Annotated in this window: 9 protein-coding genes, 2 tRNA genes and 1 pseudogene; 7 read left to right on the forward strand and 5 right to left on the reverse strand. The window is 71.4% G+C overall.

Annotation, left to right across the window (positions count from 1 at the left end; translation table 11 throughout):
- Nucleotides 1–52 precede the first annotated feature (52 nt).
- Entirely contained in the window at nt 53–1,741 is a 1,689-nt protein-coding gene (locus tag CCN56_RS33225) for an MFS transporter (protein WP_086831570.1), read from the forward strand.
- Here CCN56_RS33225 and CCN56_RS45130 read toward each other — a convergent pair.
- Nucleotides 1,738–1,955: pseudogene (locus CCN56_RS45130) on the reverse strand (integrase core domain-containing protein); the annotation flags it as partial. The gene CCN56_RS33225 and the pseudogene CCN56_RS45130 sit on opposite strands and share 4 nt — an antisense overlap.
- A 179-nt stretch (nt 1,956–2,134) precedes the next feature.
- On the opposite strand from CCN56_RS45130, the gene CCN56_RS33235 reads away from it, so the two are divergent.
- A complete protein-coding gene (locus tag CCN56_RS33235; protein ID WP_086831565.1) occupies nt 2,135–3,145 on the forward strand; it encodes a quinone oxidoreductase in 1,011 nt (336 codons plus the stop codon).
- Nucleotides 3,146–3,369: 224 nt separating this feature from the next.
- On the opposite strand, the gene CCN56_RS33240 is transcribed toward CCN56_RS33235, so the two are convergent.
- A complete protein-coding gene (locus CCN56_RS33240; RefSeq protein ID WP_086831566.1) occupies nt 3,370–3,735 on the reverse strand; it encodes a hypothetical protein in 366 nt (121 codons plus the stop codon).
- A gap of 891 nt (nt 3,736–4,626) precedes the next feature.
- Here CCN56_RS33240 and CCN56_RS33245 point away from each other — a divergent pair.
- Nucleotides 4,627–5,100, forward strand: coding sequence for a hypothetical protein (locus CCN56_RS33245; RefSeq protein ID WP_086831571.1), 474 nt, complete (start codon nt 4,627–4,629; stop codon nt 5,098–5,100).
- A 210-nt stretch (nt 5,101–5,310) separates the two neighbouring features.
- Nucleotides 5,311–5,385: transfer RNA gene (locus CCN56_RS33250), tRNA-Trp, on the forward strand.
- Nucleotides 5,386–5,705: 320 nt separating this feature from the next.
- Here the strand turns inward: CCN56_RS33250 and CCN56_RS33255 are convergent.
- Entirely contained in the window at nt 5,706–5,885 is a 180-nt protein-coding gene (locus tag CCN56_RS33255) for a hypothetical protein (RefSeq protein ID WP_179200067.1), read from the reverse strand.
- A 52-nt stretch (nt 5,886–5,937) separates the two neighbouring features.
- Nucleotides 5,938–6,010 (reverse strand) — tRNA-Arg (locus CCN56_RS33260).
- A 372-nt stretch (nt 6,011–6,382) separates the two neighbouring features.
- Here CCN56_RS33260 and CCN56_RS33265 point away from each other — a divergent pair.
- Complete coding sequence (locus CCN56_RS33265) at nt 6,383–8,017, forward strand: class I adenylate-forming enzyme family protein (RefSeq protein WP_086831572.1); 1,635 nt, start codon at nt 6,383–6,385, stop codon at nt 8,015–8,017.
- 58 nt (nt 8,018–8,075) lie between these two features.
- Here the strand turns inward: CCN56_RS33265 and CCN56_RS33270 are convergent, their stop codons facing one another.
- On the reverse strand, nt 8,076–9,329 hold the full coding sequence (locus CCN56_RS33270) for a M6 family metalloprotease domain-containing protein (RefSeq protein WP_086831567.1): 1,254 nt from the start codon (nt 9,327–9,329) through the stop codon (nt 8,076–8,078).
- Nucleotides 9,330–9,649: 320 nt separating this feature from the next.
- Between CCN56_RS33270 and CCN56_RS33275 the strand changes: the two genes are divergently transcribed.
- Complete coding sequence (locus CCN56_RS33275) at nt 9,650–10,312, forward strand: TetR/AcrR family transcriptional regulator (protein ID WP_086831568.1); 663 nt, start codon at nt 9,650–9,652, stop codon at nt 10,310–10,312.
- Nucleotides 10,313–10,376: 64 nt separating this feature from the next.
- Entirely contained in the window at nt 10,377–11,918 is a 1,542-nt protein-coding gene (locus CCN56_RS33280; protein WP_086831569.1) for an MFS transporter, read from the forward strand.
- Nucleotides 11,919–11,969: the final 51 nt, after the last annotated feature.

Here is an 11,969-nt window from a genome sequence, read left to right on the forward strand (position 1 = left end):
GCCCCCGTCGGCCCCTGCCCCCGCCTCGCGGCGCAAGCGCCGCTACACGGTCATGGTGGCCACCGGGCTGGCCGCCCTCACCCACGTCCTGTGGTTCTTCTTCTTCGCGAACAGCGGCGGGGACCTGGCCGCGCAGGACGCGTGGGCCGAGTTCGTCGGACGGCACCCGGACTCCGCGTACAACCTGGCCTGGTACGGCGGGATGCACCCCGTCTCGTACAGCGTGGTCTCGCCGTACCTGATGTCGGTGCTCGGCGTCCGCAGCACGATGATGGTCGCCGGGACGCTGTCGGCGGCGCTGACCGCGCTGATCCTGGTGAGGGTGCGGGCGGTCCGCAACCCGATGGTCTGCTCGGTCGCGGCCGTCTTCGCGTTCCTGTGCAACGCGCTCTCGGGCCGGGTGACCTTCGGCCTCGGCATGATGTTCGCGCTCGGCGCGGTCGCCGCCGTCTTCTGCTGGCCGCACCGCTGGCGCTTCAAACGCTGGGCGAAGGCGGCGGTCGCCGCCCCGCTGGCGGGCCTGGCGACGGCGTGCAGCCCGGTCGCGGGCCTGTTCCTCGGCATCGCGGCGGCGGCGCTGTTCCTGAACAAACGACGCCCCGGCGCGTACGCCCTGGGCCTGGCCCCGGTCGCGGTGGTGGCCCTCTCCTCGTGGCTGTTCCCGTTCTCGGGCACGCAGCCGATGGCCTTCGGCTCGACGTTCCTCCCCCTCCTCTTCGGGATACTGACCTTCGTCCTCGTCCCGGAGGACTGGCGAACGGTCCGCACGGCCGCGGCGGTCTACTCGATCGGCACGCTCCTGACCTGGCTGATCGACTCCCAGATCGGCTCGAACATCTCCCGGCTGCCGATGCTCTTCGCGGGTGTCGTGCTGCTCGCGGCCCTGCCGTACACGGCGCCGCGCTCACGCCGCTGGTACGCGCTGCTGCTCGCCGTCGCCGGGCTCAACCTGTGGATCGGCTTCAAGGGCGTCGACGACGTCATCCGCACCGCCCCGGACGCCTCCTGGGCGCGCGAGCTGGCCCCCCTGGTGAACCAGCTCCAGGTACGGGACGCGGGCAAGGCGCGGGTCGAGGTCGTGCCGGCGTCCAGCCACCGCGAGTCCTCCGCGCTCAGCCCGTACATCAACCTGGCGCGCGGCTGGAACCGGCAGGCGGACATGGAGCGCAACCCGCTCTTCTACGACGACACGCTCAACGCGGCCAACTACGAGGACTGGCTCGATCGCTGGGCCGTCCACTACGTCGTCCTGCCCACCGGCGCCCCCGACTCGGGCGCCGAGCAGGAGGCGGAGCTGGTCCGCGAGGGCCTGCCGTACCTGAACCAGGTCTGGTCGGACGAGAACTGGCGGCTGTACGAGGTCGAGAACCCGACCCCGCTCGCGGACCCGCCGGCCGAGGTGCAGAGCGCGGAGGAGAACGAGGTCGTGATCCGGGTCGACCACCCCGGCCGGGTCCTCATCCGCGTCCCGTACTCGCCGTGGCTCGCCCTCATGGACGAGCACGGCGGCAAGATCGAACCGCCGCAGGAGACGGAGGCGTCGAAGCTGGCCCGCGAGGCCTCGGACACGGACCTCCCGAAGGTCTTCGCCAACGAGAAGGGGTGCCTCTTCAAGGCGGAGGCGGACCCGGAGGGCGACGAGTGGACGGAACTGGTCGCCCCGAAGGCGGGCGTCTACCGCCTGGGCGCCCCGTACAAGCTCTCGCGCGGCACGCCCTGCCCGGAAGAACTGCGGCGCTAGGTGTATTGCGTCGTCAGGTCGGGGACGCGGCTTGCGGGTGGTTTGCCTGCGAGTGCGGTGTGTCCGCGGCGGTGATTGCAGGAGTGGAGCCGGCCGGGGAACGCTTCGCGGCGTTCGATGTCTGACCGGTGGGGGCGGGCGTAGGCCCATTCGTCGAGCAGAGGGTGCGGTTGAAGCGTTCGGCCTTGCCGTTGGTCCGGGGCCAGTAGGGCCGGGGCGGAAGCGGCGGGTGGTGCATTCGTCGACCCATGACGGCCTCGGCCTCCTGTCCCGGACCCGGGTGCAAAGCGGGCGTCCCAGCTCTCGGCGGGGCGGCGGCGGGCTGGTCCGCTTGCCGGGAATCGGATCGCCGTCAACGGGGTTGGTGGGGGACGAGCCGTTGTCGGAGGGGTCATGCGAGCGATTCAGGTGTACGAAGTGGGCGGTCCCGAGGTGCTGCAGGAGGCCGAGGTGGACCAGCCGCGGCCGGGTCCGGGCGAGGCGGTCGTGGAGATCGCCGCATCCGGGGTCAACTTCCTCGACGTCTACCACCGCGAGGGCCGGTACAGCCTCCCGCTGCCCTTCACCCCGGGCGCTGAGGGCGCCGGCACGGTCGTCGAAGTGGGACCCGGCGTCGCTGACGTCGCAGTGGGGGACCGGGTCGGTTGGGTGGAGATTCCCGGCACGTATGCCGAGCGGGCCGTCGTGGACTCCTCCCGGCTGGTGCCGCTGCCCGACGACATCGGCTTCGAGACAGCCGCCGCCGTGCTCCTCCAAGGCATGACCGCGCACTATCTCGTCAAGGACGCCTACCCGGTTCAGGGGGGCGACACGGTGCTCGTGCATGCGGCTGCCGGCGGCATGGGGCTGCTCTTGACCCAGCTCATCACCCATCTCGGCGGCAGGGTGATCGGCACGACGTCGACCACGGCGAAGGCCGAGCTGGCGAAGCGTGCCGGGGCCGCTGAGGTGATCCTTTCCTCCGCAGTCGACGATCTCGCAGCCGAGGTGAGGCGGCTCAACGGCGGTCAGGGACTGCCGGTCGTCTTCGACGGCGTCGGCGCGCATACCTTCGATGCGAGCCTCGCCAGCCTGCGAACCCGCGGCCATCTCGTGCTCTTCGGCGCGGCAAGTGGTGCCGTGCCGCCGTTCGATCCGATTCGGCTCGCCCACGGCGGTTCGCTGACCCTGATCCGGCCCAGCCTCGGGGACTTCATCGCCGATCGGTCCGAACTGCTCCGACGGGCCGCCGATGTGTTCGAGTGGGTGCGCTCCAAGGCGCTTGAGGTCACCGTAACGGGCCGCTACGCATTGTCCGAGGCCGCCCGGGCCCACAGCGATCTGGAGGCCCGGCGTACCACCGGCAAGCTGCTCGTCGTACCCGATGCGGCCGCTATGGGACGCCACGAGGAGACGCGGAGCTGATCGCGGGTGACGAGGTCGGGGATCTTGGAGACCGAGATGCCGAGGGCATGGCCGACCGTCATCGCCGACATCCCCGACAGCGTCAGCGCCAGGCACCCAGCAGGCCAAGATCAAGTTCTGGCGGGTTTCCGGCGCATCCGGGTCACTCCCCTTCGAGATCCCTCAGTCGAGACCTGGCTCACCCGTCCACAACCTCCCGGGACGGAACAGCTGGGCACGGGGCACTAGGCCAGATCCGTCAGCTCGTCCGCGTACACCTGGGACAGCGGCTGCGGCCCCACGTACTGCTGACAATTGCAGACACCGGCCTCGTAACGAACCGGCTTCTTGTTCTCGTCCCAGGCCGTCGGCACCTCGACCCGCTCATGGCACCGACCCTGCTTGTCGTGCTTGGCGAGATGGTGCGTGCACCCGCACACGGGCTCGGGCGCCTTGTGCGAGGCCTCGAGCGCGAGCCGTTCCTGCTTCGCCGCCTCCAGCAGCTCCATCTTCCGCTCGTGCCGATGGCGCAGCGCGGTACGGACGTTGTCGGCGGCCCACGCGAAGCCGCCGGTCCAGAACAGGATGAGAACCCACCAGAACCAGTCCATCGTTCCCCCCTTGATGTCCCCCGTGACGTGGAGGCCAGGATAGGACCGGAGGACCGCCTTCGGAGAGGGGCACGGCCTTCCGGACCGTCGGGGCCGAGACAGGCGTATCCGGAGCCATGGGCGAAGTCCCGGGGTTGTCAGTGGCTTCGCCTAGCCTCTGTCTGCGCGCGGTCGGCTTCCGAGGTGTCCAGCTCTGTAGTGCAGCTGCATCCCTGGCTCTGTCCGGGGGCGGCCCGGTGCAAGCCCGGGACCCAACCGACGGCCAGGCTCCGCCGATGGCCAAGAGTGTGACCTGCCAGCACCGGCCGCGCGCACGCTTTCCGAACGAGACGGAAACCGAGACGGAGTCCCCCGGGGGTGATGCCGACGGTGTCCTGCCCCCCAGCCCGCCGGCGCATCGACCACCCTCTCCCGATACCGCCGAAGGGCGCGCGCAGCCAAGACGTCGTGCGCAGACCGGTGTCCATCGCGGATCCAGCAGAATCCGCGGTACGCCCTCAGCTGTCCCATGGGCACGGTCCAGAGCGCTCCATGCCGTTCTGGCCGGCCCTTCTGCAGGGTCGAGAAGCTCGATGGCCTCCTGAGGGAGCATCACGGCGCGAGTACGGCGGGGTCGGCGAGCGCGACTCGCCGACCCCGCGTCCGCCGGCCCTTCTTCCTGTGCCCCCGGCAGGGTTCGAACCTGCGGTACCCGCTTTGGGAGTTCGCTCCGGGCCCGCTGCGGCGGCTTTCGTCGATTGGTGCGGCGGCCGGGCAGAGGTGCCGGTGTACGCACCCGTCCAGCGTCGTTGATGTCAGCCGCTGATGTCAGGCCCCGCACGCGGTCTTTGCAGGGGGGGCGACCCTGTTGAGCGATTGGGGCTGCCCCTGGCGTGGCGGAAGATGGTGCTCATGTGCGCTCTTTTCGACCCCCCTGAGCCTCGCCGCGTCTCGCCGGGCGAATACCCGGTGTGGGACCAGGCTCTCGCCCTTCTGAACCGGGACCTGGCGGTGACGCTTCCCCAGCTGGAACCCCTGCAGCTGCTGGCCCTTCCGTCCTGCGACGCGGATGAGCCGGAGAACGTCTGCGTCGCCATGGCCAACGGCGAGTGGCACGGCAACTACTTGGACCCGAACTCACAGGACAGCCTTGCCTCTGCACTGGCGAGCGTCGCCGATGCCGCGCAGGAGACCGTCACGGAGCTTCTGTGGCAGGCGTGGCCCGTGTGCCCCGAGCACGGCCTGGGCATGCATCCAAGGGAGGACACGGAAGAGCGACTGTCCTGGTGGTGCGCGGGAGAACGGTTGCGTCGCGGCCCGGCTCATATCCACGCGGCCGTGGGTGCGCTCGACGCTTTGGGAACGTCGATCCGCACACGGCCTTGAAAACCGTCGTGGCGCGAGCCACCGTGGGCTCAAATCCCCCACCCACCACAGGTGAACGGCCCCTGACCAGGCAGATCGGTCGGGGGCCGTTCTCGCGTGCGTTGTCCGTCAACCACCGTGGTTCCCCGTCAGCCACCGGCCGAACGGGCACGCCGAGGGCACGGGCGCTACCTCGGCCGCAGCAGGAGTCCTTAGGATGGCGGGCGGGGTGGAGCTGTAGCGCAGAGGTCGTCGCGCGCGGTCTCCAAAACCGCGAGGACGCCGGTTCGAATCCGGCCGGCTCTGCCCTCTTGTCGCATCCAGCGTGTTGGTCGCCTGCATTTTGCGGTCGCGCCGCTGCGGGCCTTCACCGCCCACCTCAACCCACCAATCGGCCGGCACTCGCGAACGGCGCCCCCGCCGGAGGCATCGTCCTGAGCCGCACTCGCGTACCGCCTCGGCCGCCCCGGGGTTCGTCACCCCTCAACCCAAGCTGCCAGGCGTGCGGACGGCGGCCGGGCTGGAGCGGGGCGCAGCCAGGAGCGCAGGCCCGGGCGACGGGCCGCGCGCGCCGCGTCGCGCGCGGCGGGTGCCCAGGACCTGGCGGGCTGCGGCCCCGTCAATCGCTAGGACTCCTGGTCGGGGTCTGTGGGAATCTGCCCCTCGTCGTCTCGGAGAAGGCGGCCCGTGAATCCGCCCCGGCACGGACGGTCGTACGAGGCGATCACCTCGGCGGGTACCTGTTGGTCGATCATGAAGCCGCGCTCCGGGTGGACCGGCAGCCGCCGGAGGGCTCCTGCGAGCATGTCAGAAGGGGCCCGCCTCCGAAAATCCGGAGGCGGGCCCCTTCTGAACCGGTGCCCCCGGCAGGATTCGAACCTGCGACACCCGCTTTAGGAGAGCGGTGCTCTATCCCCTGAGCTACGAAGGCAGGGGCTTGGAGACCAAGCCCGCTGGTCAGGTGTGGTGGGGAACCTGTTGAGCGGCATTGCTGCCCGACAGGAGCCGCGCCAACGGCTGACCAGGGAACAGGGTAGCGGATGGGCGTCCGGGTGGGGTCTTGGATAGTGGGTGTTGAGTGGTGTGGTCGGGCGGAGGGGGTGCTGACCTGCGGGTTCTCCAGGGCGGTCAGCTCCGTGGTGGCCGGCGGTCGCAGCCGCACAGGAGACCGGAAGCGCTTCGGGCGGCCGCTCATGGGCGTGTCCGCACCTGGACACCGCGGCCTTCCGGCGTCCGGCGGCCGGTGTGGTTGACCGGCTCCGGGGGTGCGCATAGCGTCGCCGGGGCTGAGGAGGATGGTGTGGTGGCTGGTGGGGTCGAGCGGCTCGGCGCGCCCGGGGCGCCCTTCGCCGTCGAGGACGGGGTGTACGTCGGCGGTCCGCGGACCCTGCGGGAGTTCGTCGAGGTGACCTGGGGGTACGGGGACCGGGTGTTCCTCGTGTCCGAGGGCGTCACGATGACCTATCGGGAGTTCTTCGACGCCGCCTGCGGGCTCGCGCGGCGGCTCGTCGGGGAGTACGGGCTGCGGCCGGGGGACCGGGCCGTCGTGGCCATGCGGAACCTGCCCGAGTGGCACGTCGCCTTCTGGGCCGCGCAGCTCGCCGGACTCGTCGCCGTGCCGCTCAACGCCTGGTGGACCGAGGACGAGTTCGCGTACGCCCTCGACGACTGCTCGCCCGGTGTGCTGCTCGTCGACGGGGAGCGGGTCCCGCGCGTGCGGGCCTGGGCCGCGCGGAGCGGAGTGCCCGGGATCGTGTTCCGCGGCCGGGGCGAGGAAGGGTTCGTCGCGTACGTCCCCGACGACGATCCCCTGCTCGGACCGCCCCCCGTCGACGTCCTGCCCGAGCACGACGCCACCATCGTCTACACCTCCGGCACCACCGGCCGCCCCAAGGGCGCCGTCGCCACGCACCTCGCGCAGGCCGGGGCCGCCATGAACCCGCGGTACTTCGCCGCCGCCGCGGCCCTCGCGCGCGGGGACGTGCCCGGGACCGGGCCGGCGATGGTGTCCCTGACCACGTTCCCGTTCTTCCACGTCGCCGCGTTCACGTCGTTCTACGCCGTCATGGCCGCCGGCGGGACCCTCGTGATGATGCGGAAGTGGGATGCGGGGCAGGCCCTCGAGCTCATCCGCGAGCACGGCGTCACCCACTACGCCGGGGTTCCCACCACCGCCCTTCAGTTGCTCGACCTCGCCCGGAGGACGGGGGACGGGCTGGAGAGCCTCACCCTGCTCAGTACCGGAGGCGCCGCCGCCCCGCCCGGGATCGTCGCGGGGATCGTCGACGGGTACGGGGAGCGGATCGAGCCCCGGAACGGGTACGGGCTGACCGAGACCTGTGGGGGCGTTCTGTCCAATGTCGGGGCCGAGTACCGGGCCCATCCCGGGAGCGTCGGGCGGCCCTCGCCCGTCACCGAGGTGCGGATCGACCGGCCCGACGCGGACGGAGTGGGGGAGTTGTGGCTGCGGGGGCAGTCCCTGGTCCGGGGGTACTGGGGGAACGAGGAGGCGACCCGGGCCGCCTTCACAGGCGACGGGTGGTTCCGGACCGGTGACCTCGCCCGCGTCGACGGCGACGGGCGGGTCAGTGTCGTCGACCGGCTCACCGACATGGTGATCCGCGGCGGCGAGAACGTGTACTGCGTCGAGGTCGAGGGCGTGTTGCAGCAGCATCCGGACGTCCTCGACGCCGCCGTGGTCGGGGTGCCGCATCCGCTGCTCGGGGAGGAGGTCGTGGCCGTCGTGCGGCTGCGGGACGGGGCCGACCCCGACGTCGAGCGGCTGCGCGCGCACGTCGGTGCGCGCCTCGCCGCCTTCAAGGTGCCCGCCCGGGTCCTCGTACGGGAGGAGGAGCTGCCCCGGAATCCGACCGGGAAGCTTCTCAAGCGGCAGCTCAGGGAGTCGGTCGGCGGCGGGTGGCGGGTCGGCGGCGGGTGATCGGTCGGCGGCCGGTGGTGGGGCAGCGGCGGGTAATCGGTCGGCGGCGTGCGACGGGTCAGCGGCGGGTGATACGCACCCGGTACGTTCCCGACCCGTCCTCGTCCAGGACGTCGATCCGTATGCCGTTCGCGCGGTCCGTGAACGTCTCGCCGGGGCCGTACGGGGCGTCCGACAGCTCCGCGTGGACGTTGGCCCTGCGCGTACAGCCGCCGCTGGCCCGGTCGCTGTCGGAGACCGTCACCGGGCCGTGGCCGGTGTCCACGTCGGACTCCACGCGGTAGACGAGGACGCCCTGTTCGCAGACGGCCTCGTCGTTGCCGTCCTTGCTGCGGACCTCGACCGCGTACCCGGAGGTGCCGGAGAGCGGGACGAAGACGAGCTTGGGGCCGCCGGGGATCGCGAGCGGGGTGAGGCTGTAGTCGCCGGTGCCGGGGGCGGAGGCGCAGCTGACCTGGTCGTTGTCGAGCCAGCCCAGCTTCCACTTGTGCCAGCCGAGGAGGTCGTTGTTGGCGCCCCAGTCCTCGGACATGATGTCCCAGTGCCCGACGGTGCCGCCGCCGTCCGAGGTGTAGAGGTCGGGCAGGCCGAAGACGTGGCCGTTCTCGTGCGGCAGGACGCGGTAGCCGGTCTCGGCGAAGCTGCCGGAGCCGTCGTCCTGGCGGCTGTAGACGAAGGACGTGTTGGCGAGGGGCACGCCGTCGGCGTAGGGGGCGTCGTCGTTGCCGGAGAAGGTCACGGACAGGACGGTGTCGAGGGCGGAGGGCCCGGCGTTCGGCGTGACGAGGATGTTGACCAGGTCGTACGCGCTGAAGTCCACGCGCGCGTCGGCGGCCTTCACGATGTCCTCGACGAGGGCGCGGTAGCCCGGTTCGTACGGTGAGCCGCGCTCGATGCCGTACGAGGAGAAGGCCCGGGGCATCCGCAGCCAGTCGGGTATCGGTGCCTCGGCCTGGTAGTGCAGGCGCCCGTACGAGCTGGTGCGGAACCAGTCGGCGGTCTGCGGGAAGAACTCGCGGAAGCGGCTCATCGCCGTGCCGTCCCCGGGCGCGTCCGGGAAGTCGATCATCAGGTTGAGGGCCCTGACGAGGCCCGTGGAGCGTACGTATCCCGGCGCCGTGGGCAGCCCCTCCGACATCTGCACGCCCATCGTGGTGGAGATGCGGCACGGCCCCAGCTGGGCGCCGGTCGGCGCGGCGGCCACGGCGGGCCCGGGGAGGGTGCTGCTCGCCGAGACGAGCAGGGCGAGGGAGAGCGCCGTGGTCGCCGCCAGGGCGAGGGGTCTGCGTATCCGTCGGCGGGGGTGCTGCATACGTCGCCTCTCCGGTGGGGGCAGGTCGGCGCAGCGACCCCTTCCGCGGGTCCGCGCTGTGCGATCAGCCTGTGGCGCGTGGTCCGGGTGCGCGCGTCGGGTGGCCCGATCGTGGGATTCCCCGGAAGCGGCCCTGTGTGACGCGGGTCACATGGAGGCGGGGAAATAACCGGGGACCTGGTCCCCGTTTACGCCTGTGTTCAACGAAGTGGGGATTCTTTCCCCGGATGAATCTCTGGATGGATCCCGGACGGATTCCCGGACGGATTCCCGGACGGATTCCCGGACGGATCCATCGACGACTGTGAGGAGGCCGTGGCGTGACCAGCACCGCCGACACCGCGCCCGCCCGCCGCGTACCCCGCCCGCGGGCCGACGCCCTGCGCAACCGCGAGCGGATCGTGACGGCCGCGCGCGAGATGTTCGTCGAGTTCGGGTCCCAGGTGCCCTACGACGAGGTCGCGCGCCGGGCCGGCGTCGGGAACGCCACGCTCTACCGGAACTTCCCCGAGCGCTCCGACCTCGTCCACGAGGTCGTCCTCTCGCTCATGGCCCGCGTCGCCGAGATCGCCGAGCGGGCCGCCGAGGAGGAGGACGACACCTTCGCCGCCCTCCGGCGCTTCACCCACGGCGCCGCCGACGAGCGCGTCGGCGCCCTGTGTCCGATGCTCGACGGCGCCTTCGACAAGGACCACCCCGACCTGGTCGCCGAGCGCGCCCGCCTGGAGGAGGTCGTCCAGGGCCTCGTCGAGCGGGCGCAGGCGGCCGGCCGGCTCCGCGCCGACGTCGGCGTCGGCGACCTGATGGTGGCGATCTCCCAGCTGACCCGCCCGCTGCCCGGATCGGGCTGCGGGGCCTTCGACCAGTTCGTCCACCGCCACCTGCAGCTCTTCCTCGACGGCCTGGAGACGCCAGCCCGCTCCGAACTGCCCGGGAAGGCCGCGACCCTGGAGGACCTGAGACGCGACTCCTGCTCGTCGTGACCTGACCCGCACCCCGTTACTTACGCCCTTTTTCACCAGTACGCGCCAAGAGGTGGCTACCCCCATGCCGAAAATCCCCGAGAAGCCCGCGATCCAGGCCGACCCCGGCCGCTGGAAAGCCCTCGTCTTCATCGCCCTCGCCCAGCTGATGGTCGTGCTCGACGCGACGATCGTGAACATCGCCCTGCCCTGGGCCCAGAAGGACCTCGGGATCTCGGACGGCAACCGGCAGTGGGTCATCACCGCCTACGCCCTCGCCTTCGGCGGCCTCCTCCTCTTCGGCGGACGCATCGCCGACCTGTGGGGCCGCAAGCGGACCTTCGTCACCGGTCTGATCGGCTTCGCCGCCGCCTCCGCCCTCGGCGGAGCCGCGACCGGCGAGGCCATGATGCTCGGCGCCCGCGCGCTCCAGGGCGCCTTCGGCGCACTCCTCGCGCCCGCCGCGCTCTCGCTGCTCGCCGTGACCTTCACCGACGTCAAGGAGCGCGCGAAGGCCTTCGGCATCTACGGCGCGATCGCCGGCGGCGGCGGCGCCGTGGGCCTGATCCTCGGCGGCTTCCTCACCGAGTACCTGAACTGGCGCTGGACCTTCTTCGTCAACATCCCGTTCGCGATCGTCGCCGCCGTCGGCGCGTACCTCGTCGTCCGGGAGCCCGCCGGCGGCCGCAACCGCTCGCCGCTCGACATCCCCGGCGTGATCCTCTCCACCCTCGGCCTGGTCTCGCTCGTCTACGGCTTCACGCGCGTCGAGTCCACCAGCTGGAGCGACCCGGGCGTGATCGGCCTCTTCGTCGCCTCCGGCGTGCTGCTGCTCGCCTTCGCGCTCACCGAGTCGCGGGTCAAGCACCCGCTGCTGCCGCTGCGCGTCGTGGCCGACCGCAACCGCGGCGGCGTCTACCTGTCGCTCGGTCTCGCCGTCATCGCGATGTTCGGCCTGTTCCTCTTCCTGACGTACTACCTCCAGGTCGTGAAGGGGTTCTCGCCGGTCAAGACGGGCTTCGCGTTCCTGCCGATGATCGTCGGCATGATCACGGGCTCGACCCAGATCGGCGCCCGCCTGATGACCCGCGTCCCGCCGCGGTTCCTGATGGCCCCGGGCTTCCTGACCGCCGGCGTCGGCATGCTGCTCCTGACCCAGCTGGAGATCGACACCTCGTACGCCGGGCTGATCCTGCCCGCGCAGCTGCTCCTCGGTCTGGGCATGGGCACGGCGTTCATGCCGGCCATGTCGCTCGCGACGCTCGGCGTGGACCCGCGGGACGCCGGTGTGGCCTCCGCGATGGTCAACACCTCGCAGCAGGTCGGCGGCGCCATCGGTACGGCCCTGCTGAACACGATCGCCGCCTCGGCGACCGCCGCCTACGTGGCCGACCACGTCGCCGGCGCGACCACCCCGGCCGCGCAGAAGCTGCTCCAGTTCCAGAGCATGGTCGAGGGGTACACGACGGCCATCTGGTGGGCCGTCGGCATCCTGGCCCTTTCGGCCACGATCGCCTTCGTGTTCATCAACACCGGGAAGCCGGGCACCGTGCCGGTCGCCGGGTCCGGCACGGGCGCGGACGCGGACGCGGAGGACGAGGTGAAGGTGCCCGTCGTCGCCCACTGATCCCGCCGGTACGCGCATGAACGGTACGCGTACGAACGGGCCTGCCCCGGT

It is taken from the genome of Streptomyces sp. NRRL B-24572 (assembly GCF_002156145.1).
In the GTDB taxonomy this organism is placed as follows: domain Bacteria; phylum Actinomycetota; class Actinomycetes; order Streptomycetales; family Streptomycetaceae; genus Streptomyces; species Streptomyces vietnamensis.